Origin of the sequence: Altererythrobacter sp. TH136 (assembly GCF_007065885.1) — a bacterium.
Taxonomy (GTDB): Bacteria; Pseudomonadota; Alphaproteobacteria; order Sphingomonadales; family Sphingomonadaceae; genus Tsuneonella.
In genome coordinates, this window is the sequence record NZ_CP041409.1 from 472,144 (window position 1) to 493,757 (window position 21,614).

The 21,614-nt window shown below is 64.8% G+C and carries 20 protein-coding genes; 7 read left to right on the forward strand and 13 right to left on the reverse strand.

Annotated elements, in window-relative coordinates:
• The 6 genes from C0V74_RS02330 to C0V74_RS02355 form a co-directional block, all read right to left on the reverse strand.
• Complete coding sequence (locus C0V74_RS02330) at positions 1–1,641, reverse strand: preprotein translocase subunit YajC (RefSeq protein WP_246844931.1); 1,641 nt, start codon at positions 1,639–1,641, stop codon at positions 1–3.
• Positions 1,641–2,651, reverse strand: coding sequence for a capsular biosynthesis protein (locus C0V74_RS02335; RefSeq protein ID WP_143250448.1), 1,011 nt, complete (start codon positions 2,649–2,651; stop codon positions 1,641–1,643). Before C0V74_RS02335 ends, C0V74_RS02330 begins: the two co-directional genes overlap by 1 nt.
• Positions 2,648–4,153: an XrtA system polysaccharide chain length determinant gene (locus C0V74_RS02340; protein ID WP_143250449.1), complete on the reverse strand. Its 1,506-nt coding sequence runs from the start codon at positions 4,151–4,153 to the stop codon at positions 2,648–2,650. The genes C0V74_RS02335 and C0V74_RS02340 overlap by 4 nt, the downstream gene beginning before the upstream one ends.
• The gene (locus C0V74_RS02345; protein WP_168194130.1) at positions 4,153–4,803 is read right to left on the reverse strand and encodes an XrtA/PEP-CTERM system exopolysaccharide export protein; all 651 of its coding nucleotides are present in this window, start codon (positions 4,801–4,803) and stop codon (positions 4,153–4,155) included. The genes C0V74_RS02340 and C0V74_RS02345 overlap by 1 nt, the downstream gene beginning before the upstream one ends.
• Before the next feature lie 174 nt (positions 4,804–4,977).
• Positions 4,978–6,207, reverse strand: a complete 1,230-nt coding sequence (locus C0V74_RS02350) for a pyridoxal-dependent decarboxylase, exosortase A system-associated (RefSeq protein ID WP_143250450.1) — start codon at positions 6,205–6,207, stop codon at positions 4,978–4,980.
• Positions 6,204–7,718 (reverse strand): acyl-CoA ligase (AMP-forming), exosortase A system-associated, encoded by a 1,515-nt coding sequence (locus C0V74_RS02355; RefSeq protein ID WP_143250451.1) that lies wholly within the window; start codon positions 7,716–7,718, stop codon positions 6,204–6,206. The genes C0V74_RS02350 and C0V74_RS02355 overlap by 4 nt, the downstream gene beginning before the upstream one ends.
• A gap of 25 nt (positions 7,719–7,743) precedes the next feature.
• Here C0V74_RS02355 and C0V74_RS02360 point away from each other — a divergent pair, with 25 nt between their 5' ends.
• Genes C0V74_RS02360 through C0V74_RS02375 form a run of 4 tightly spaced genes read left to right on the forward strand, consistent with a single transcriptional unit; the run spans position 7,744 to position 10,489 of the window.
• Complete coding sequence (locus tag C0V74_RS02360) at positions 7,744–8,712, forward strand: GNAT family N-acetyltransferase (protein WP_246844932.1); 969 nt, start codon at positions 7,744–7,746, stop codon at positions 8,710–8,712.
• 30 nt (positions 8,713–8,742) lie between these two features.
• A complete protein-coding gene (locus C0V74_RS02365) occupies positions 8,743–9,036 on the forward strand; it encodes a phosphopantetheine-binding protein (protein WP_143250453.1) in 294 nt (97 codons plus the stop codon).
• Positions 9,033–9,719 (forward strand): hypothetical protein, encoded by a 687-nt coding sequence (locus tag C0V74_RS02370; RefSeq protein ID WP_246844933.1) that lies wholly within the window; start codon positions 9,033–9,035, stop codon positions 9,717–9,719. Before C0V74_RS02365 ends, C0V74_RS02370 begins: the two co-directional genes overlap by 4 nt.
• Positions 9,716–10,489, forward strand: a complete 774-nt coding sequence (locus C0V74_RS02375) for a hydrolase 1, exosortase A system-associated (RefSeq protein WP_143250454.1) — start codon at positions 9,716–9,718, stop codon at positions 10,487–10,489. The genes C0V74_RS02370 and C0V74_RS02375 overlap by 4 nt, the downstream gene beginning before the upstream one ends.
• Here C0V74_RS02375 and C0V74_RS02380 read toward each other — a convergent pair.
• From C0V74_RS02380 to C0V74_RS02405, 6 genes are all read right to left on the reverse strand, one after another.
• A complete protein-coding gene (locus C0V74_RS02380) occupies positions 10,486–11,286 on the reverse strand; it encodes a hypothetical protein (RefSeq protein WP_349236020.1) in 801 nt (266 codons plus the stop codon). The genes C0V74_RS02375 and C0V74_RS02380 overlap by 4 nt on opposite strands.
• Positions 11,287–11,666: 380 nt before the next feature.
• The gene (locus C0V74_RS02385) at positions 11,667–13,061 is read right to left on the reverse strand and encodes an NAD(P)H-hydrate epimerase (RefSeq protein WP_143250456.1); all 1,395 of its coding nucleotides are present in this window, start codon (positions 13,059–13,061) and stop codon (positions 11,667–11,669) included.
• Positions 13,048–13,404: a hypothetical protein gene (locus C0V74_RS02390; RefSeq protein ID WP_143250457.1), complete on the reverse strand. Its 357-nt coding sequence runs from the start codon at positions 13,402–13,404 to the stop codon at positions 13,048–13,050. The genes C0V74_RS02385 and C0V74_RS02390 overlap by 14 nt, the downstream gene beginning before the upstream one ends.
• Positions 13,404–15,251 carry a dihydroxy-acid dehydratase gene (gene ilvD / locus C0V74_RS02395; protein WP_143250458.1) on the reverse strand — a complete coding sequence of 616 codons (1,848 nt, stop codon included), beginning with the start codon at positions 15,249–15,251 and terminating at the stop codon, positions 13,404–13,406. Before ilvD ends, C0V74_RS02390 begins: the two co-directional genes overlap by 1 nt.
• Positions 15,252–15,316: 65 nt before the next feature.
• Positions 15,317–16,048, reverse strand: coding sequence for an N-formylglutamate amidohydrolase (locus tag C0V74_RS02400; RefSeq protein WP_143250459.1), 732 nt, complete (start codon positions 16,046–16,048; stop codon positions 15,317–15,319).
• Positions 16,045–16,854 carry a 4-(cytidine 5'-diphospho)-2-C-methyl-D-erythritol kinase gene (locus C0V74_RS02405; RefSeq protein WP_143250460.1) on the reverse strand — a complete coding sequence of 270 codons (810 nt, stop codon included), beginning with the start codon at positions 16,852–16,854 and terminating at the stop codon, positions 16,045–16,047. The genes C0V74_RS02400 and C0V74_RS02405 overlap by 4 nt, the downstream gene beginning before the upstream one ends.
• A 51-nt stretch (positions 16,855–16,905) precedes the next feature.
• Here C0V74_RS02405 and C0V74_RS02410 point away from each other — a divergent pair, with 51 nt between their 5' ends.
• Complete coding sequence (locus tag C0V74_RS02410; protein ID WP_131625586.1) at positions 16,906–17,358, forward strand: ion channel; 453 nt, start codon at positions 16,906–16,908, stop codon at positions 17,356–17,358.
• A gap of 4 nt (positions 17,359–17,362) precedes the next feature.
• Here the strand turns inward: C0V74_RS02410 and C0V74_RS02415 are convergent, their stop codons facing one another.
• Entirely contained in the window at positions 17,363–19,012 is a 1,650-nt protein-coding gene (locus C0V74_RS02415; RefSeq protein ID WP_143250461.1) for an electron transfer flavoprotein-ubiquinone oxidoreductase, read from the reverse strand.
• An 80-nt stretch (positions 19,013–19,092) separates the two neighbouring features.
• Here C0V74_RS02415 and C0V74_RS02420 point away from each other — a divergent pair, with 80 nt between their 5' ends.
• Both C0V74_RS02420 and C0V74_RS02425 read left to right on the forward strand, forming a co-directional pair.
• On the forward strand, positions 19,093–19,869 hold the full coding sequence (locus tag C0V74_RS02420; protein WP_168194131.1) for a hypothetical protein: 777 nt from the start codon (positions 19,093–19,095) through the stop codon (positions 19,867–19,869).
• On the forward strand, positions 19,848–21,611 hold the full coding sequence (locus C0V74_RS02425) for a transglycosylase SLT domain-containing protein (RefSeq protein WP_210413432.1): 1,764 nt from the start codon (positions 19,848–19,850) through the stop codon (positions 21,609–21,611). The genes C0V74_RS02420 and C0V74_RS02425 overlap by 22 nt, the downstream gene beginning before the upstream one ends.
• Positions 21,612–21,614: the final 3 nt, after the last annotated feature.

Here is a 21,614-nt window from a genome sequence, read left to right on the forward strand (position 1 = left end):
TCAATTGAAGTCGTAGCGCAGGCCGAGCAGTGCCGACGCAGTAGTCAGATCCTGACCCGCAATCGATCCGTTCAGGTGGTCCAGTCCCACCGCGGCATTGGCGGAGAGCCCGTCTAGCAGATACCGGCGGTATGCGGCCGATGCGCCGATCACGCTGGCATCCCGCGCTCCCGCAAAATCGCTGGTCAGCCAGTTCGCGTAGGCATTGGCGTTGAAGCTGGAGCGCGCGTCGATCTGGCCCGACAGGTAGGCCGCTGCCCAGTAACTTTCGTCCACCACGCCGTTGGCACTGCCGAGAACCGTGCCAGGGGCCGCGATGAACTTGCTGCGATCGTAACCCATTCCGACGCCGGCACTCATGCGGCCGATTTGGCGCGCATAGCTTGCGTTGATACCCCGCCCACGAAACACTGCCGAGCGGATCGAACCGAGCACACCGGTGAGACAATTGCTGCCCTGCAAGCTGGCAACGCAGCCGGTTACATCCCCGGTAATTGCGTTGCGGTTCGCCGCGAAATCGGCCGGCAGCGCGACCAGGGCGTTGGTCAACTGCCCGCCAAAGCCGGTGATGCCGTCATAGACCGCTATGTTGACCGAGCTGCGGCTGCTGGGCGCCCACGCAAAGCTGCCATAATAGGTCGTTGAATCGTAACGCTTGCCGACGTGCGCCTCAGCCCGAGTGCGGCGGCTGGGGCGCCACATCACGCCCACATCCCAGATCAGCCCTTCGGTTTCGTAAGCAAGCTGGCGAGGAGCACTCTTGTCGGTGACAAAGCGGCCGTCGGCTCCGATCACCGGCGCGCCATCGGCGGTCCGCACGGCATCGCGGCTGGATATTTTCACGTTTTCGTACCCCGCCCCCGCCACGGCGGCGAGCGCTGGGGTCAATGGGACGCTCACGTCGGCGCGGAAGTGTGCGTCGCGCACCCGCTGGTCTAGGTTCGAAATATCTTCTTGATAGTAACCGGCCCCGACGCCGACGCCGACGGGCAGTCCGTCTCCCGCGCGCGTTGCTGCGTGCACGCCAGCGCTTTGCACCACGCTGTCTTCGAACACGTCCACTGACGGCGCGCCCGGCGCGGTCGCAAACCCTTCGGGCGCTTCGGCCCGAGTGTAACCGATCCTGTAGTTGGCGTTCACTTCCGCGTCGCCGACGCGGGTGTGAACGGTGGGTCCGGCATAGGCTGAATAGACGCGGCTTTCGTTGTCACGATCCCGTCCGGATCCGATCGTGGCCCCGCCGTTGCTGTCGATGCGGGTGCGCGTGGCGAGCGCCCCGGCCTCGACCGTGACAGCGCGAGGAACCACGCTGGCGTAACCGCGGGCCACCCCGGACAGCGTCGAGCTGTCGGTCATCCGCGAGTCGTAGCCCAGCGTCTGTTCGAATCGAACGGAGGCGGCGCCGCCGTTGTTGCGGCCCTGAACGCTCAAATCGACCCCGGCTGCCACCTGCGTATAAGTCACCGCGTCGCTGCCCGGCGACAGTTCGGCGGTCAGGACCTGATTGGCCTCGATATACGGGGCGGTTCGCACGTTGCGTGAGCGCTGGCCTTGGTCCGCCTGCTGAGCGGAAGCCGGAACCACGGCAATTGTGGCCGCCAGCCCAATGACCGAGGCAAGGGTCCATGCCTTCACGGACATTACCCCTCGTGCCCATAATAAGTGCCGAAGCGCCGTCCGCTCGGGCTGAAATGCGTTGCGTTCAACAGCAGCTTTATGTCCGGGCAGGCGCCCAGCAGGTGCACCGCGTCCTCAAGCGCACTTCGACCCGTCTTGTCAGCACGGGCGACGAGAACCGCCTGGCCCACGTGCTGCGCCAGATCCGCGGCTGGAGAGGCGGCCAGCGCGGGCGGACTGTCGAACACCAGCATTCGACCAGGCGCGCCCCGGGTCAACCGGTCGAGCACTTCCGCGGTTCTGGCGCTGGCAAGCCATTCGCTATCTGTGGCGGTCATATCCCCCGCCGGCAGCACGAAAAGTCCATCGATGTCCGTTGCCAAAACAAGATCTTCGACGCGGAGCGACGGGTCTGCCAGCGCATCCATCAGACCGGGCGCGGACGGCAGCCCAAGTGTCGCGAGGATGGAAGGCTTGGCGAAATCGGCATCGATCAGCACCACTTCGCCGCCACGTTCCCCCGCCATCGCGATAGCAAGGTTGGTGGCACAAAACGTCTTTCCGTCGCCCTGAAGGGGCGAACAGATCAGAACCCGCTGGGCGGCGGTATCCCCGGCAGCGTGCGCCGATGCGAGCACCTGTCGTTTGATGATGCGAAACTCTTCCAGCAGCGCCGTTGCGCCATCTTCAGGCACGATTAGGCCCCGCTCTCGCAGACGCTCGCGATCAATCGGATGACGCGGACCCGTGAGCGAAACCGCCGATGGAGCCTCCGGTGCAGCGGGTTCGGGCACGACCGAAGCAGAGGCTTCGAACTGCGGCCCCGGCTCGGGCGGCGTTGCCGCCACCGGAATCGACCCGGCATGCGCGGCGGTGCGCTGCACGCGCCTTGTTACTGGCACCGCGAGCTCGCTCGGCATTGGCGCAGCCCGAAACGGATCCAGTGCAAAAGCGCCACTCGCGCGTTCGAACAGCGACACCTCGCTTGCATCGTCGCCCTGCGGCGGAAGGTGGCTCTTTGCGTGTTCGGTCATGCCACCATCCCCCGCTGGACGAATTCGATCGTCAGAAGCACCAGGAACACTCCACCCAAGGAGCCGGTCGCGGCATAAAACAGCTTCATCCGACTGGCCCGCAGCGCCCTGGCGCCTCCCGTCAGGTTCTCTGAAATCGCGCCGATCACCGGCAGGTCGAGCGCGCGCTCCAACCCGGCCGTGGTCGCGAAGGTCGAGCGGAGCTGGCCCAAGGCAAGCGCCGAGCCCACCCCAGCTCCGAGACCCAGGATCAGCACGCCAAGCAATAGCAACGGCCGATTTGGCGATGCGGGGTTGCGGGGCGTCGACGGCGGATCGACCACATCGAACTTGAAGCTCGACCGTTCGTCCTCCACCTGCCCGCGGAGGCGCATTTCCTCGCGGTTCTGGAGAAGCTCGTCGTACTTCTTCTTGAGCACGTCGTAATCGCGGCTGATGCGATTGGCTTCGGCCGACGCGGATGGCTCGCTCGCCTGATCCGCCATCGCGCCGCTGACGTCCGCTTGAAGCGCCGCTTTGCGTGCCATCAGCGCCTGGACGTTGGCTTCCCGTTCCGCCTTGATCGAGATCAAGGAGCTGTACGCCGGATTGGGCATGCCGCTCGCCTGTCCCCCGCCCGCCCGCTGGAGCAGCGTGATCTGCCGCTTGAGCGCAACCACGTCCGGGTGACTGTCAGTCAGCCCTCGCGCCTGCATCGCGGCGAGTTGCGCCTGGGTCTGGCCGAGCGCGGAACCGTCGCTGCCCCCCGGTCCGGCTAAGATCCGCGGCGTGCCGGCGAGTTGCCCGTTGATCGCGGCGAGCGCACTTTGCGCCGCTGCAAGATCGGCATCGACCCCGCGCACTTCCTGGCGCGTCGCGGCCAGACGGCTGGAAATCGCGCTGCTGCCGCCCACCAGATCGGGGTGCGCGGCTTCAAATGCGGAAAGCTTGGCTTCGGCCGCTTCCAGTTCGGCCTTGCGCTGTTCTAGCTGCTGATCGAGGAACACAACCGTGTCGGCGACTTCGCCGCGGTTGCCCGCGATGTTCTCTTCGCGGAAGATATCGATCAGCTTCTGAACGACATCCTGCGCCAGCTTGGCGTTCTGCGCGTCCGACAGGCTCGGCTTGCCGATCAGCGCCGTGATCGTGAACAGGCTGTCTTCCTGGCTCTCGACCTTCACGTTTTCGGCGAGATCGGCGACGGTCTGCTCCATCTCCCGCGGAGTGGCGACGTCGGCACCCAGATCGGTTCCGCGAACGACTTTCTCGAGGTTCACGCCGCCGGCTAGGGTCTTGCGGACACGGTCGATTTCGCCCTTGCCGCCGTTCGCAATTTTCAGCTGATCGGACAAGACATCATCGGTTTCGACGAAGATCCGCGCTGTCGATTCGTACTTGTTGGGGATCATCGCGACGGCCATCCAGCCCAGCAGGCACACGCCCCACGCGACCCCGAGCACCAGCCAGCGTCGGTGCCACACCGACACCGCCGCCGCGCGCAGTTCCCCGAACATCTCGTTCATCAGAACATGCTTTCGGGGATGATGATGACGTCACCCGGCTGAAGCATGACGTTCGCCTCGCTCTCACCCTTTTTCAGCAGATCGCCAAGGCGCAGGGCGTATTCGCGTTGCCGCCCAACCTGCTTGTCGAACCTGATCAGCTTGGCGCGGTTGCCGGCAGCGAACTCGCTCAGCCCTCCGACCGCGATCATCGCGTCAAGCACGGTCATGTTGGCACGAAATGGAATGCTCGCCGGCTTTTCGGTCGCGCCGATTACCCGGATCTGCTGGCTGAAGGTGCCAGCGAAATCGGTCACGATCACGCTGACCAGGGGGTCTTCGATATATTGCGAGAGCTGAAGCTTGATGTCCTGGGACAGCATCGCCGGCGTTTTCCCCACCGCCGGCATATCGTTGACCAGCGGCGTGGTGATCCGCCCGTCGGGACGAACCTGGATTTTCTCTGCGCTGAGTTCCGGATTGCGCCAAACCTTGATTGTCAGCTCGTCAAGCGGACCGATCACGTAATCTTCGCCCGGTCCCTGTTGCATGGAGACGAATGCCGCGGGCGGCAGCTGGTTGTCAGTTCCGCTGCTTGCGCAGCCACTCAACGCGAGCGAGGCAGCCGCGACCATGCTCGCAATGATTTGGACGGGACGGAAAGAGCGCATCGATAGATCCTTGCCTTCAGGCGGCCCATGCGACGCATGTTCCGGGAGCGACCCGGCACACGGCGAAGGCGCGCGTATCCGGCCGTCATCTCGCGGAAATTGGTGAACATACTGTTAGGCTTGAAGGTCGTTAACGCGGGCAGTCCCGCTCCGGGACAACGGTTAGCAAAAGCGTTAAACGAGTATTTCTCGCGCCGGTCCTTGCCCAAGAAACATCGCCGGTGAAGCGCTCGCCCCATAAGCGCCCGCGCAGAACACGGCGACCACGTCGCCGACATCGGCGCGAGGAAGCAGCGCCTTGTCGGCCAGCCGGTCGAGCGGAGTACACAGGCAGCCGACCACGGTCGCCACCTCCTCAGCTGCCGCGCCGAAACGGCTGGCGATGGCGACTGGATAGTTGCGCCTGACGACGGTGCCGAAATTGCCGGATGCCGCCAGTTGATGATGCAGACCACCGTCAGTGATCACGTAGGTTTCGCCCTGGCTGTCCTTGCGATCAACCACGGTACACAGGTAAACCCCCGCCTCCCCCACCAGATACCGGCCAAGCTCGATGCAGAGTTCGGTCTCGCGCAGAGATAATGGCAGCCTGTCAAAGCGCTCCGCCAAGCGGTCACCGACCACTCTGACGTCCACTGGCGTGTCACCCGCAAAATAGGGGATGCCAAGCCCGCCGCCCATATTGAGCTTGGGCAAAGCTCCGTGGCCGATGTCGTCAGCAAGCTGAGCGGCAAGGTCCAGCACGTTGCCCTGGGCCTCGGCAATCGCTTCGGCATCAAGTGCCTGGCTGCCTGCGAAAATGTGCAGACCCTGCCAATCCGCGCCCGCCGCGATGATTTCCTTCGCCAGCGCCGGAACACGCTCGGCGTCGACTCCGAACGGCTTTGCTCCGCCGCCCATTTTCATCCCGGACCCGCGCAGCTCGAAGTCGGGATTGACCCGGATTGCGAGCCGAGGCTTTATCCCGAGTTGCTCGCCGATATTCAGCGCCCGCCGCACTTCGTTCTCGCTTTCACAGTTGAGGGTCGCGCCCGCCCGGATGGCGGCCTCAAGTTCGATGTCACGCTTCCCCGGTCCGGCGAAGCTGACTCGCGCCGGATCGATGCCTGCGTCCATGACCAGCGCGAGTTCCCCGCCGGATGCGATGTCGAAGCCATCGACCAACCCTGCCATGTGCTGCAGCACAGGCTGCCATGGGTTCGCCTTGACGGCATAGTGAATCGCCAGCCGCTCGGGCATCGCCGCGCGCAGGTCGATCATCCGGCGATCCAGGTGCATTCGCGAATACACGAAAAGGGGCGTACCGCCCGCTTCTGCAATCAGCGCGCTCGCGGTGCGGCCGCCGATAGCCAGTTCGCCGCCTATGGTGTCGTAGCCTGCCGGAACGGGGCCGAGCGGCTTCACTGAATGAAATCCAGCAGGATCGCGTTCCGGTCCAGCTTCCCATTCGGATTGCGCGGCATCGAATCGTAACGGCGCATCTGGCGGGGCTGCATGAAGTTCGGCAGCGATGCCGTCAGTGCCTTTTTCAGCATCTCTTCATCGAAGTCGGCAGCGGGGCGAACCGCAAGGCCGATCGCGTGCCCCAATTTCGTGTCCGGCACGCCCACCGCGACCGCCTCAGCGACAAGGCCCGTGGCTAGGGCCGCTTCCTCGATCTCTTGGGGGCTGACGCGGTTTCCCGCGGTCTTGATCATCGCGTCCCTCCGCCCGACGAAATATAACAAGCCGTCTGCCTCTCGTCGTACTCGGTCACCTGACCAGACCGCGGTCCCACCGTAGGTGGATGTGCGCGGCGCGGCGCGGAACCGTTGGGCCGTGCGCTCGGCATCGCGCCAATACCCTTGCGCGACGAGCGGACCTGCGTGAACCAGTTCTCCCTCCTCGCCATTCGAGGCTTCCTCGCCGTCCTCACCGATCACCATGACTTCGGCGAAGGGAATGGCCCGGCCCATCGACGTGGGATGACTGTCGACCAGCGAGGGATCAAGATAGGTCGAGCGGAACGCTTCCGTCAGCCCATACATGGGGAACAGGCGTGCGGCGGGGAAAAGGCCCCGCAGGGTTCGTACAAGAGGTTCCGTCAATGCACCGCCGCTGTTGGTGAGCCTCCGCATCGCCCGCGTGGCATCAAGCGGCCATTCGACTTCACTGAGTTGCATCCACAACGGCGGCACGGCGGCCAGCGTCGTGACGCCATGCCGTGCGCATGCTTTCACCACGTCGCGCGGCATCAGATAGTCGAGCGGGGCCACCGCGCCGCCTGCATACCACGTGCAGAACAACTGGTTTTGTCCATAGTCGAAGCTGAGCGGCAAGACGGCCAGGGTGATGTCATCCATCTCAAGCCCGAGATAGTGCGCGACACTGACCGCGCCGAGCCACATGTTCGCATGGCTCAGCATTACACCCTTGGGCTGGCCGGTCGACCCGCTAGTATAAAGGATCGCCGCCAGATCGTTGGGGTCGTGCTCCGACCGGCCCAGCGGTGTTGCTTCGCCCGCCAGATCCCACAGATCTTGTTCCGCTACCGCCGTGCACCCGGGCGGCAGATCGCCCTGATTGAGCGTTTCCAGACGCGAGCGGGTCCCGATGAGCAGGTCCGAACCGCTATCTGCCAGGATGTGCGCTGCCTGGAGCCGCTTGAGCAATGGATTGATCGGCACGTGAACCAGTCCTGCCCGCGCGCAAGCAAGCGGCAGCAGGCACGTCACCTCGCCCTTCGCTGCCCAACTGGCGACCCGCGCCCCCTTTCCCGCTTGCGTCAGCAGCCAGCCCGCCAGCCGGGCGACACGGTTCCTTAAATCCTGATAACTAAGGGTCTCCGACCTCAGGATTAGCGCAGGCGCAGATGCATTGCCTCGGTCAATGAGGTGATCGAGCGGCCTGGGCCGGGGATCGAGCGCTACGGGCATGAATACTCCGAAGGGAACAAGCGCGTTGGACGCGGTCAGCTATCATCACACGGTTAAGGTCTTGCAAGACGTTGCAGCAGCGCCGGCCGGGCCGTTCGATCGCGCCGAATGGTTCGCCTTGCTGGAAACTGCCGGACACCGTCCCCTTATTGCGGTTGCCCGCCAAGGCGAGAACGCAATCGCGCTTCCGTTGTCAGATGCGGATGGCCGGATCGAGGCTTTGCGAAATTGGTACACTTTCAGCTGGCGCCCCGTCGGAATGCTGGACGATCATCTGATCGCCGTCGTTGCACGCGATTTGCGCACACGCGCCGCGGGCGTGACGCTGTGGCCGGTCCCCGACGAAGACGGTGCCGCCAGCCGCCTTGCCAGTGGGTTTCGATCTGCAGGTTGGGCGGTGAGCTGCACGCCTTGCGACCACAATCACGTGCTTGAGGTCGCTGGTCGCAGCTTTGCCGAATACTGGTCGGGTCGACCCGGACAGATCCGCGCCACCCACAAGCGCAAGGCCAATAGGGTCTCAGTCGATCTTTTCGATCGTTTCGATGGAAGCGCATGGGAAGCGTACCAGGCGATTTACGGAGATAGTTGGAAGCCTGCCGAAGGGGACCCGGAGCTCCTACGTCAATTTGCGCAGGCCGAGGGCGCCGCGGGCCGCATCCGGCTGGGCGTCGCTCGGGCCGAGGGTGAGCCGGTTGCGGCACAATTCTGGACCGTCGAAAACAAGATCGCCTACATCCACAAGCTCGCGCATCGCGAGAGCGCCAGACACCTCTCGCCTGGCACCATCCTGACTGCAGCGCTCTTTGAACGGGTGATTGATACCGACCGGGTCGACCTAGTCGACTTCGGGACGGGCAACGATCCCTACAAACGGCATTGGATGGAGCACGACCGGCCCCGCTATCGAATTGATTGTCTGGATCCGAGACAGCCCCGCGCCTGGCCTGCCCTGGCGAAGCGGGCGCTTGCGCGCTTCTCGAGCGAAGGCTAGGTGCCGCGCGCATTTCGGATGGGGAACCGTATGACGGTTGATCAGCATCACCTGGGCGCGAGTCGCACCGAGATCGACGCCCGGCTGCGCTCGATTCTGGTCGACGCGCTGGGCCTCGACCCGGATCGCGTCGCGACGTTCGACAACGACACGGGGCTATTCGGGCACCTGCCCGAGCTCGATTCCATGGCTGTCGCCGGGCTGCTGACCGAAATGGAGGACCAACTCGACATCGTTATCGATGACGAGGACGTCGACGGCGAAATGCTCGAAACCTATGGCGGCCTGCTTGCCTTTGCCGAGGTCAAAGCCGCCTCGGCGTGAACCCTTTCGGATACATCGACTGGCCGTGCCCCTCAATCAACGGAGGGACGCACGACGAACTGGCGCTCGTGTTCGACAAGGGGCGCCAGCATCGTCTGCTCGTCCTGCCGGCCTGGTTCGATGAGGCAAACAAGCTGCGGCGCCAAACCGTCGAAATCATGCGCCGCCTCGATCTGTCAGGTATCGACTGCTTCCTTCCTGATCTCGCGGGCTGCAACGAGAGCGAGGCACCGCTACCCCAACAGACGTTGGCAAGCTGGCGTCACTCAGCCACCGCCGCTGCCCGGGAGTTTGCCGCGACACACGTATTCGCGGTTCGCGCGGGCGGGTTGATCGCTCCCGAAGGGCTGCCCGGCTGGGTATTCGGACCGGTTACCGGCGCCAAAGTGCTACGTACGATGCTGCGCGCCCGCGCGATCGCCGCGCGCGAAGCTGGCAAAGCCGAGCGGGTAGAGGACCTTCAGAACGGGGCCCGGATCGACGGGATCGAACTTGCAGGTTGGACCATCGGTGCACAAATGTTCCGCAGCCTCGAAGCGGCCACCCCATCAGCCGAACTTGTGCCCATCGATCAGGATCTGGCAGGCGGAACTGGCTTCTGGCGGCGGGCCGAACCCGGTGAAGACCCGGGACAGGCGGATGCTTTGGCAGCCATGATCGCGATAGGCATCGCCGGTACATGACACGGCTTCACCTGACCTTCGAATGCGCCGACACCACCTTGGCGGGCTCACTGGACACGGCTGCCGGCGTCAGCGGGCTGCTGCTCGTCAGCGGGGGCAACGAAGTACGTTCGGGCGTCTTTTCAGGCCAGGCGGCACTTGCAGCACGCATTTCCGCCGCAGGCTACCCCGTGTTCCGTTTCGACCGGCGGGGGGTCGGCGACAGTGGCGGTGAGAACAAGGGCTTTCGCAAGAGCAACCGCGATATCCAGTCTGCGCTCGCTGCCTTCCGCGTCATCGCACCCCAAATCGAACGGGTGGTCGGCTATGGCAACTGCGACGCAGCAAGCGCCCTGATGCTGGCGAGCGGGCTGGATTGCGATGCACTCGTGCTATCAAACCCCTGGACCGTCGAAGATGACCGCGCCCTGCCGCCGCCCGAAGCGGTGCGTGCACGCTATGCTGAAAAGCTAAAGAACCCTCGAGAACTCGCCCGCTTGCTAAGCGGCGGAGTGGATCTCGGCAAGCTTGCGAAAGGTTTGGTGCGAGCCGGTCGGCGTACGTCTGCCCCCACAACACTCGCAAGCGAGATGGCCGCCGGTTTGGCGGCATTCGATGGCCCCGTTCGCATACTGGTTGCAGGATCGGATCGCACGGCTCAGATTTTCACGAGCAACTGGGATGCCGACGATACGCGGGTGGTGCGCTGCGACGGCGCTGGTCATGCCTGGAGTGAACCTCACGCGCGGGAGTTCCTGGAGCGGAACCTGCTCGAGATCTTGCGCGGCTAGCGCACGAAAAGGCTGGCAAGCTCTACGTGCGTGGACCAGCGGAACTGGCCGACAGGGCGCAACTCGGCAAGACTGAAGCCGGCATCGATCAGTGTTCGTGCGTCCTTCGCCCAGCTTGCCGGGTTACAGCTGATATAAACGACCCTTGAGACCGCGCTGCTGGCGATGTGAGCCACTTGCTCCCGCGCACCTGCCCGCGGCGGATCGATCAGTACTCCATCGAAGCGCGACAGTTCATCTTGCTGGAGTGGGTTGCGGAACAGATCCCGATGGTGCGCTTCCACCCGAGACGCGGTTCGGCCCGCGGCCGTGCGGCATGCGAGGTAGACATCGCGGGCCCCTTCAAACGCCGCGACCCGACCAGGCAACGCGAATGCGAACGTGCCAAGCCCCGCGAACAGATCGGCGGAGTAGGTGCTGTCGGCCAGCCATTCGCGCGCTGCGGCAACCAGTGCTGCCTCTCCGTCCGCGGTCGCTTGCAGGAACGCGCTGCTGGGCAGGGGGATGCGCATCCCGCCCAACGTGACGGTAACGGGTTCCGGCTCCCACAGCGCTTCCGCCCCGAATCCCAGGTCCGCCGTCAGCCGAGCCAATCGATTGGTCTGCGCAAAGTGCAGCGCGGCCTCTGTCGCGGCGAGACCTTCCATTGCAAAATGACGCAAGTTGCAGTCGACCCCTTGGTCGCTCAGCGTCAAGTCCACATCCACCGCCCATCTCCCTCGCTGACTGGCGAGCATTTGGCGGAGCGGCGCGACCAACGAGAACAGTTCAGGCCGGAGGACGTGACATTCGCGCATGTCGACGATCTTGTGAGAGGCGAGTTCTCGAAAACCGACTACGACGCGTCCGCCCTGCGCTGACGCATGCAGCGAAGCCCGACGGCGTGAGCGCGACGGTGACAGATGGGTTGGCGCGACCATCACGGGCAGTATTCCCTGACCCTCGGCGGCTAGCACGACCCGATCACGTACGAAGGTTGCCAAAGCGCCTTCGTCGAGATGCTGAAGCTGGCAGCCGCCACACTTTCCGAAATGACGGCAGGGAGGCGCGGCGCGGTGAGGTCCAGGCAACAGGCTGCCGTCGTCTGCAATCACATCTCCTGGCGCGGCGAACGCCACGTGGCGCCCGCTTGGGGTCACGCCGTCCCCCTTCGCGGCGACCCGGACGATCTCCTCTGTCACGTGCGCAAGAACCGGTCGTAAGCGGGTGAAAGATTGCGGATCAGATCATCGGCAATCAGCGCCGTACCGGCGATGCGAGCCGCCTCCCCGTGCAGCCAGACCGCCTCGCCTGCCGCTCGGAAGGGGTCACGTCCCGCGGCCATCCGGCCGGCCGCGATACCGGCGAGCACATCGCCGGTGCCGGCCGTGGCAAGCCAACTCGGTCCCGGAGCGAAGAAAGCCAGTTCGCCACCTGCTCCCGCCAACAGGGTGTCCGGACCCTTCGCCAGCACAGTCGCACCGATAGTCTGGGCAAGCGTCTTGGCACGGTCGATCTTGCCTGAAGCGGCGATTGCAAATCGCCGGCACAGCGCGGCAAGCTCGCCTTCATGCGGGGTTAGCAGTAGCCGAGCGGCGGCAACTCCTTCGAGGAGGTCATCGTCGAGCACATGCAACGCATCTGCATCGATGACCGTCGGTATCCCCCTTTCCAGCACCATGCCAAGGTTCTGCCGAGCAGCTTCGTCCCGGCCCAGCCCGGGTCCTATGACCAATGCCGAAAAGCGGGGATCGGCAAGCGCTAGACCAATCGGGCGACAGTCATTCACCAACGCGCGCGCGTGCGTGGCAGGGAGTGGCTGTGCGAGGTGTTTGACGTAACCCGCGCCGCTGCGCATCGCCGCCTCGGCGGCGAGTAGCGCTGCTCCCGGCATCACGCCCCCCACCACGCCGACCATGCCGCGCGAATACTTGTGAGCGCCGCGTGCGGGAGCACTGAAGCGCGGCGCCGTGAACAGGTGCGCACCCGTGCTGGCTAGCTCTATGCCGATATCAACCAGGCGTACTTCCCCCATGCAGTCGCTGGCCGGCGTCATGAAATGCGCCGGCTTCCACGCGCCCAGCGCCAAGGTAAGATCGCAGCGCACCGCTGTTCCCAGGATCGCTCCGTCATCCGACGAAACGCCGCTCGGCAGGTCCACCGCGATCACGAACTCGTGAGCGTCGGCAAGCTTGGCAAGAAGGTCGCTGTGTTCGCTAGCGAGTGGTCGGGACAAACCGGACCCGAACAGGCAATCGACCAACACGCCGCCCCGGGCGCCTTCCACCTGGTTCCCTTGCCAGCGCGCTTTTGCGCGGCGGGCAGCGTCTGTCGCCGGATCCACCGGAGCGATGACTCGCACGTCAGACCCTAGATGGCGCAGGTGCTCGGCAACGACATATCCGTCACCGCCATTGTTGCCCGGGCCGCATAGCACCGTCACGGAACGCCCCCGCGCCGCCCGGTGGACCCAATCCGCCGCCCCACGCCCGGCGCGCAGCATCAGTTCGTCGATCGATACTCCTTGCGCCATCAGCGCCTGCTCAGCGCCGCGCATCTGATCGGCGGTGAGGACCTGGTCAGGGTTGCGCATCGATGTCCGCCGGGAAACGGTAGCGGTCCGGGCCGACGGCCACCTCCATCACCGGGGGATCGCCGACAAGCGTACTGACTGCATCGTCCGCGCCATCGATCGCCACCATGCTGGTGCGGTCCTGCGCGATACGGAATCGCCGGAAGGCGCCATCCGGATGCCGCACCACGAATTCCGAACCTTCTTCGCCTGCAAACCGCTCGACCAGGCAATCAGCTGCAAAGGCACTTCCTGATCCTTGCGCGCACTCGATCTGGCGAGCGCCCGGGCTGGCCTGCGGCTGCGCTTCTCCTTGTGAGCACGCAGCCAGGCCCAGCACCGCCGCGACAAGACACGATCGCATCACCCGCGCCTTAGCCGGCTGAGGTCCCGCACCGCCCCACGCGCGGCGCTGGTGGTCATCGCGGCATACGCCTGCAGTGCGGTGGAGATCGCCCGTTGGCGCGGCTTCGCCGGATGCCAACCGCGCTCCGTCTGCTCCGCCGCACGGTGAGACAGCACATCCTGGGACACAACCAACTGGATGGTCCGAGCAGGGATGTCGATTTCTATCCAGTCGCCGTCGCGGACCAGACCGATCGTCCCTCCCTCCGCTGCCTCCGGGCTTACGTGCCCGATCGACAGGCCGCTCGTGCCGCCGGAAAAGCGGCCGTCAGTGATCAGCGCGCACTCGGCGCCGAGGCCTTTCGATTTCAGGTAGCTGGTGGGGTACAGCATCTCCTGCATCCCCGGTCCGCCGCGAGGCCCCTCGTAGCGGATCACCACCACATCTCCGGACACGACCTGATCGGTCAAAATGGCCGCCACCGCGGCGTCCTGGCTTTCGAACACCTTCGCCGGGCCGCCGAACGAGAGGATGCTTTCATCCACCCCCGCGGTCTTCACGATGCAGCCATCCTGCGCAAGATTGCCATGCAGGACGGCAAGGCCTCCGTCCTGACTGAAGGCGTGTTCGCGTGAGCGGATCACCCCGCCTGCACGATCCGTGTCGAGCGCGTCCCAACGCTTGTCCTGGCTGAACGCAGTCTGCGTGGGGACGCCGCCGGGCGCAGCGCGATAGAAATCCTGCACCGCGGGGTTGTTGGTCAGCCGCACATCCCAGTCGGCAAGCGCATCACCCAGCGTTGGAGAGTGCACGGTCGGTAGCGCGGTATGCAACAGGCCGCCGCGGTCAAGCTCACCGAGGATAGCCATGATGCCCCCGGCCCGGTGGACATCTTCCATGTGCACGTCCGATTTGGCCGGCGCGACCTTGCACAGGCAGGGCACTTGCCGGCTCAGACGGTCGATGTCGTGCATGGTGAAATCGACCCCGGCCTCGTGCGCGGCTGCCAGCAGATGGAGCACCGTGTTGGTCGAACCGCCCATCGCAATGTCGAGGCTCATGGCGTTTTCAAAAGCTTCGAAGCTGGCGATCGAGCGTGGCAGTACGCTGGCATCCCCATCCCCGTAATAACGGCGGCACAACTCCACGACGAGGCGCCCTGCCCGTTCGAACAGCCCCTGCCGGTCGGCATGCGTGGCCAGTACGGAGCCGTTGCCGGGCAACGACAGGCCGAGCGCTTCGGTCAGGCAGTTCATCGAATTGGCAGTGAACATCCCGCTGCACGATCCGCAGGTCGGGCAGGCCGCCCTCTCGATATCCGAGACTTCTTCGTCAGAAAAGCTCTCGTCGCCCGCGGCGACCATCGCGTCGACGAGGTCGAGAGCGATCTCCTTGCCCTTCACCACCACCTTGCCGGCTTCCATCGGCCCGCCGCTGACGAAAACGGCGGGCACGTTGATCCGCAGCGCAGCCATCAACATGCCCGGCGTTATCTTGTCGCAATTGGAGATGCACACCATCGCGTCGGCGCAATGGGCATTGACCATGAATTCGACGCTGTCGGCAATCAGTTCGCGTGACGGCAGCGAATACAGCATCCCATCATGGCCCATCGCTATGCCATCATCGACCGCTATAGTGTTGAATTCTTTCGCAACCCCTCCCGCCGCCTCGATCTGCCGGGCGACCAGTTGGCCCAGGTCCTTAAGGTGGACGTGCCCGGGCACGAACTGGGTGAACGAGTTGACCACCGCCACGATCGGCTTGCCGAAATCGCCGTCCTTCATGCCCGTCGCGCGCCAGAGACCCCGGGCGCCCGCCATGTTGCGGCCATGAGTGGAGGTGCGGGAACGGAGTTCGGGCATGTGCAGGGTCCTTGGCTGTCGAGAAAGGCTAGGCCAGGATGCTGCTCCGTCCCAACGGCATTTCCTTAAGGCGCCTCAAGCAGCAGCGCCACCCGCGCCGCGACATCGCTGATCAGGTGCGCCCAGAGCGCTTGCCCCGCGGGCTCAGCGATCTGATCCTGCCGCACCTCGATCGCGAGATACGATCGACCATGCGCCTCGGCATGGCGGTTCATCGTCGCGTTGAGTTGGCGGCCGGAGTACGGTTCGTTGTCGCCGACCGTGAAGCCAGCCGCTCGAAAGAGGTTCATCGCAAGCCGAGCGGCGCGATCATCCTCGTTATGGAGCAGCGCGACCTCCCATGGCCGCGCCCCTGGTGCGCTGCGGAGCGAAGGCGTGAAGCTGTGCAGCGAGATGATCAGCGAGGGTTCAACCTCGTCCAGCCATGCAGCTAAAGCACCATGATATGGCCGGTGGAAAAGGTTCAACCTCGCCTCTATATCTGCCCCCGCGTTCCCAGGTATCGCATGCCCGTCGCTGATCGCTGGAACCACGGCGGGGTGGTCTTCTTCCCGGTGAAGATCGCATACCAGCCGGCTGACGGTTGCCAGGTGAGCGGGGATCCCGCTGTCCTGCGCCATCAGTTCGGCGACCGGCTCCACCCCGATGTCGACGGCGATGTGCTGGTCGAGCAATTCAGGCGCGATACCGAGGTCGATCCCGGCCGGCACGAATTTGGACGCGTGATCCGCTACCAGCACGATCCCTTCCGGGGCGTGTTGAGGTCCGATGCGCCGCCAGGGTTGCCATGATGTCATGGTCGCAGCTTACCTTCCATGATCCACCAGCCTGGATGCTCGCCGGCCAGCTGGGCCGCCGCTGCGGCCTGCGCGGCCGGGTCGGAGTAGAGGGCAAAACAGGTCGCGCCCGAACCCGACATCCGCGCGACCGACGCGCCGGTTCGGCGGAGGGCGCTGAGGACATCTGCGATTTCCGGAACCAGGGCAACGGCGGAGTCCTCAAGATCATTGCGCCCTTGCTGGGTGACGATGGACGCCGGTCCGACCGGGAGCGGACCGCGATCCTCGCCGCTCCAGCCGGCGAACACCGCGCCGGTCGCCAGCGGCGCCCGGGGGTTCACGAGGATAACAGGTGCATCCTCCAGATCATTGATTATAGGAGTTAAATCGACGCCGGAGCCATGACCCAGGCACATCCGGCTTTCGACGCACGCCGGAACGTCCGCCCCCAAGGCCGCCGCCCGCCGCAGCCAGTCGGCCGGCAAGTCATGGAGCGCGTCCACGATCCGGAATACCGCGCCGGCATCCGCCGATCCGCCGCCAAGACCGGCCGCCACCGGAAGGTTCTTTTCCAGCGCAAGCGAAAGCCCGCTCGCCCGCGGCAACTTGCCCAGAGCAGCGGTCACAAGATTGCCAAACGGATCAGTCAGTTGCTCGGCGAACTCACCGCTTACCGTCAGCTTGTCCCGGTCTGATGGCCGGGCGACCAGCACATCGCCCGCATCGACGAACGCGAACAATGTCTCGAGCTCGTGATAGCCATCGTCGCGCCGGCGACGGACGTGCAGCGCCAGGTTGATCTTGGCGTATGCAATCTCGCGCATTCAGCCCCTTCCATCCGGAACAGGAACGCATCGGTCCCGACCACCATTTGCATGGGTATGATGGAACAGACGTCCGACACGATCGCGCTTGGCAAACAGTTGAGCGCCGCAGGCGGCTTGATGGTGGCCATGACCGTGGTTCATGCGTTCGGCATCACTGCGATATCGCACCTGCTCAATTTGCGGGAAGAGCGCCTCGACGAGCTCAATTTCGGCATTCACAGCATCATCAAGATGTCGGCGATGGGGTTCATGCTCTTGCTGCTGCACTCGCTGGAGATCGGCCTGTTTGGTGCATTCTACTTGTGGGTCGGCGGGGTCGAGACGGTCAAGGAGGCGCTGTTCTACTCTGCATCCACGTACACGACGCTTGGCCGGACCGCCGAATACTTCCCGCCCGACTGGCGGCTGATCGGCGCGTTCGAGGCGCTGATCGGCTTCCTGCTGATCGGCTGGTCGACCGCCTTCATCGTCAGCAAGGCCAACAAGCTGATGCCCGACTAGCGCCTCACATGTTCGGATAATTGGGTCCGCCCCCGCCTTCGGGTGCAACCCACGTGATGTTCTGGTTCGGATCCTTGATGTCGCACGTCTTGCAGTGGACGCAATTCTGCGAATTGATCTGGAACCGCGGCTCACCGGTCGCATCGTCCACGAGCCATTCGTACACGCCGGCTGGACAATAACGCTGCGATGGGCCGGCAAAGACACCCAGTTCGCTGCGCTTCTGCAACTCCATGTCCTTGACCACCAGGTGGACCGGCTGGTTTTCGGCATGGTTGGTATAGCTGAAAGCGACGCTGGTCAGCCGGTCGAAGCTGATCACTCCGTCGGGCTTGGGATAGGCGATCGGCTGGTACAGGTCGGCCCGCTCGGTCATCTCGCTGTCGCGGTGGTGCTTGAACGCGGGAATGATCGGCATCTTGAGATAGCGCAACCACATGTCGAGGCCTGCGACGATCGTGCCCATGTCCCCGCCAAACTTGGCGACCGCCGGCTGCGCGTTCTGCACCAGTTTCAGTTCATGCGCGATCCAGCTGTCGCGGAGCGCTGCGTCGTAATCCATCAGCTCGGTCCGCTCGTCACCTCGGCCGATCGCGGAAGCAGCCGCTTCCGCAGCCAGCATGCCGCTCTTGATCGCGGTGTGCGTGCCCTTGATCCGAGGCACGTTCACGAAGCCGGCGGAGCACCCGATCAGCGCGCCGCCCGGGAATGCCAGCTTGGGGACTGATTGCCAGCCGCCTTCGTTGATGGCGCGCGCGCCGTACGCCACCCGCTTGCCGCCTTCGAGATACTCGCGAACCGCCGGGTGATGTTTCCAGCGCTGGAATTCCTGAAACGGGCTGACGTAGGGATTGCGATAGTCGAGCGCGGTGACAAAGCCGATCGCGATCTGATTGTTCGCCTGATGGTAGATGAACCCGCCACCCCAGCTCTCGCTTTCGTTGAGCGGCCAGCCCTGCGTGTGGATCACCCGTCCGGGCACGTGCTTTTCGGGATCGATATCCCACACTTCCTTGATGCCGAGGCCGTAGACCTGCGGCTGGCAGTTCGCCTCCAGGTCGTATTTCGACTTCATCCGCTTGGTAAGGTGACCGCGCGCGCCTTCTGCGAACAGAGTATATTTGGCGTGGATTTCCATGCCCGGCTGAAAATCGCCCTTGTGCTCGCCGTCCGCCGCCACGCCCATGTCCTGGGTAATGACGCCGGCGACAGCGCCGTCTTCGCCGATGATCACCTCTGCCGCGGGGAAGCCGGGGAATACCATGACGCCCAGCGCTTCGGCCTGTTCGGCCAGCCAGCGGCACAGGTTGCCCAGCGATCCGGTGTAATTGCCATCGTTCGACATGAAGGGCGGCATGATCAGGTGCGGAAGGTTGGTCTTCTTGCCTTTCGACAGAACCCAGTGCCAATTATCGGTCACGGGCACTTCGGCCATCGGGCAACCCTGATCCCGCCAGTCTGGCAACAGCTCGTCGAGCCCGCGCGGATCGACCACCGCGCCCGACAGGATGTGCGCGCCGATTTCGCTGCCTTTTTCCAGCACAATCACTTCGAGTTCGGAATTGATCTGCTTGAGGCGGATCGCGGCGGACAGGCCGGCGGGGCCACCGCCGACGATCACCACGTCACACGGCATCGATTCACGTTCAATCATGCCTGAAAGGCTCCAGTTCTTGCGTTGCTAACCGCTTGATTGCAGCGGCGGGGCAGGTCAAGACCTAGCCGCTCCTGATCATGCCCACCCCGACCTCTTCCGTGCTCGCAAGAGACATTGCCGCCGCGCTGGACTGGTGGCGGGAAGCCGGCGTCGATGCCACCTTCGGTGATACGCCGCGCAAATGGCTGGGTGAGCTAAAGGGAGCCTCTCCCCCTGCGGAGCCGAGCCAGACCGCTGCCGCCGCACCGCTACCCACGCCGCAGCCAGCGCCCGCGATTGGCGGCGATCGGGCGCGGTGGCCAGGCGACCTGGAATCCTTTCGTAACTGGTGGCTTGAAGAACCCTCGCTTGATGAAGGCGGACTTGCCCCGCGCATCGCACCCCGCGGCGACGCGGGCGCGGAGCTCATGGTGCTGGTGGCGATGCCCGAGGAGCATGATCGCGAAACCATCCTGACCGGCCGGGAAGGCCAGCTCCTGTCAGGCTTCCTGGCCGCAGCGGGCCTGCCCGATGAGCGCGTCTATTTCGCAAGCGTGTTGCCCCGGCACACGCCGATGGCAGACTGGCGCCAGATCACGGCGGATGGAATGGGCGCGGTTCTTGCTTATCACGTGATGCTGGCGCGTCCGAAGCGGCTGCTCGTGCTCGGTCAGAGCATCCTGCCGCTTTGCGGGCACAATCCAGCGCAAGGCTCACCAAATTTACAATCGTTTAACCATGAAGGCGGCAGGGTACCGGCGCTGCACGAAGCGGGGCTCGACCGGCTGCTGGCCAAACCGGCACTCCGGGCGAGGTTATGGCAGCGCTGGCTGGATTGGACGGACGGGCAAACATGGGACGAACCACACGGATAGCTCTGGCTGCGGCGGGCGTAATCGCCTGCGCGGTGTCGTCCCCAGCTCTCGCCAATTCGAGCGCCGCCGAATATTTCCGCGCCCGCGCCAACTCCACCAACGTTCCGAAGTTGCTGAGCAAGGCCGAGAGCGAGTGGTACAAGTCGCTGTTCGCCGCGATTGACCTCAATGACTGGACCCGAGTCGATGCGATGTTCGCCGAGAAAGCGGACGGCCCGCTGCATCAGGTCGCCCGCGCCGAATATTTCCTCCACGCCAAGAGCCCAAAGGTTGAACTGCCTGCCATCCAGGCCTGGCTCGACAAGGGAACGGCGCTGCCGCAGGCGCAGCAGATCGCCAGCCTGGGTCTGAAGCGCGGACTGGCGACCGTACCCAGCCTTCCCGTACCGCAGCAGCTGGTCGCGCAGCCCTACGCGCCCAATCGGACGCTGCCCCGTGCGGTCAATGACGGGACGATGCCAGCCGAAGTATCGGCGGCGATCCTCGAGCGGATCAAGGCGGACGATCCCGGCGGCGCGCGGATCCTGCTCGACGGCGTCGACGCCGGCCTGTCGAGTGCGGCGCGCGCCGAATGGCGCCAGCGCGTCGCGTGGAGCTATTACATCGAGAATGACGACGCCTCCGCGCTGGCGATGGCCAATACCGTCCGTGATGGCGGGAGTGGCGCGTGGGTCGGCGAAGGCGACTGGGCGGCGGGCCTTGCCGCGTGGCGGCTGGGCGATTGTGCCGGCGCGGCGGATGCGTTCCGCCGCGCGGCGGGCTCCGCGCAGAACCTCGAACTGACCGCAGCCGCATATTACTGGTCCAGCCGCGCCCTGGTGCGCTGCCGCGAACCCGAGCGCGCCGCTGAGCAACTGCGCGGAGCAGCGCGGCTCGATGAAACGCTCTACGGTATGCTCGCCCGCGAGCAGTTGGGCCAGGACCTGCCCGGCGGCAAGCGGACGGCCGACTTCGATCTCGCGGACTGGCAGCGGCTGCGCGACGAGCCCAACGTGCGCACCGCCGTGGCATTGGCCGAGATCGGCCGCGACAGCCTGGCCGACCAGGTGCTGCGCTACGAGGCGAAGATCGGTCCCGCCAGCCAATACGATGCGCTCAGCCGGCTTGCGCGGGAGCTGGGCCTGCCATCGACCCAACTGTGGATGGCGGCGAATGCCCCGCGGGGTGCCCGGGCTGAAACCGCCCTGCGCTACCCCGCCCCGCGCTGGCAGCCGGCGACCGGATGGAAGGTCGATCCGGCGCTCGCCTTTGCCCACACGCTGCAGGAATCGCGGTTCCAGGTGAACGCCGTCAGCCCGGCTGAGGCGAAAGGCCTGATGCAGATCACGCCGATCACGGTGCGCCAGCACGCACCGCGGCTGAACATGAGCGCGAGCTACGTCAACCTGTCGGACCCGGCGACCAATCTCGCATTCGGGCAGGAAAACCTGGAAATGCTGCGTGACAGCGCCGCGACCGGCGGGCTGCTGCCCAAGATAATGGCCGCCTACAACGCGGGTCTATCGCCGATCACCCGATGGAACAGCGAAGTGCGCGACCAGGGCGATCCGCTGCTCTACATGGAAAGCATCCCGTATTGGGAGACCCGCGGCTACGTCGGCATCGTGATGCGCAATTACTGGATGTACGAGCGGCAAGCCGGCGGCGCGAGCGACAGCCGCAAGGCGCTGGCCCAGGGCATGTGGCCGACTTTCCCTGAGCTTTCCGGCAGCCGTGCAGTCCGTCTGACCCGCGCCGACTAGAGG

Bases quoted from the DNA above. Each gene is read 5' to 3' on its own strand.
- C0V74_RS02330 (WP_246844931.1), bottom strand. From the start codon at position 1,641: ATGTCCGTGAAGGCATGGACCCTTGCCTCGGTCATTGGGCTGGCGGCC.
- C0V74_RS02335 (WP_143250448.1), bottom strand. From the start codon at position 2,651: ATGACCGAACACGCAAAGAGCCACCTTCCGCCGCAGGGCGACGATGCA.
- C0V74_RS02340 (WP_143250449.1), bottom strand. From the start codon at position 4,153: ATGAACGAGATGTTCGGGGAACTGCGCGCGGCGGCGGTGTCGGTGTGG.
- C0V74_RS02345 (WP_168194130.1), bottom strand. From the start codon at position 4,803: ATGCGCTCTTTCCGTCCCGTCCAAATCATTGCGAGCATGGTCGCGGCT.
- C0V74_RS02355 (WP_143250451.1), bottom strand. From the start codon at position 7,718: ATGCCCGTAGCGCTCGATCCCCGGCCCAGGCCGCTCGATCACCTCATT.
- C0V74_RS02365 (WP_143250453.1), top strand. From the start codon at position 8,743: ATGACGGTTGATCAGCATCACCTGGGCGCGAGTCGCACCGAGATCGAC.
- C0V74_RS02375 (WP_143250454.1), top strand. From the start codon at position 9,716: ATGACACGGCTTCACCTGACCTTCGAATGCGCCGACACCACCTTGGCG.
- C0V74_RS02380 (WP_349236020.1), bottom strand. From the start codon at position 11,286: ATGCGCGAATGTCACGTCCTCCGGCCTGAACTGTTCTCGTTGGTCGCG.
- C0V74_RS02385 (WP_143250456.1), bottom strand. From the start codon at position 13,061: ATGCGCAACCCTGACCAGGTCCTCACCGCCGATCAGATGCGCGGCGCT.
- C0V74_RS02390 (WP_143250457.1), bottom strand. From the start codon at position 13,404: ATGCGATCGTGTCTTGTCGCGGCGGTGCTGGGCCTGGCTGCGTGCTCA.
- ilvD (WP_143250458.1), bottom strand. From the start codon at position 15,251: ATGCCCGAACTCCGTTCCCGCACCTCCACTCATGGCCGCAACATGGCG.
- C0V74_RS02400 (WP_143250459.1), bottom strand. From the start codon at position 16,048: ATGACATCATGGCAACCCTGGCGGCGCATCGGACCTCAACACGCCCCG.
- C0V74_RS02405 (WP_143250460.1), bottom strand. From the start codon at position 16,854: ATGCGCGAGATTGCATACGCCAAGATCAACCTGGCGCTGCACGTCCGT.
- C0V74_RS02410 (WP_131625586.1), top strand. From the start codon at position 16,906: ATGGGTATGATGGAACAGACGTCCGACACGATCGCGCTTGGCAAACAG.
- C0V74_RS02415 (WP_143250461.1), bottom strand. From the start codon at position 19,012: ATGATTGAACGTGAATCGATGCCGTGTGACGTGGTGATCGTCGGCGGT.
- C0V74_RS02420 (WP_168194131.1), top strand. From the start codon at position 19,093: ATGCCCACCCCGACCTCTTCCGTGCTCGCAAGAGACATTGCCGCCGCG.
- C0V74_RS02425 (WP_210413432.1), top strand. From the start codon at position 19,848: ATGGGACGAACCACACGGATAGCTCTGGCTGCGGCGGGCGTAATCGCC.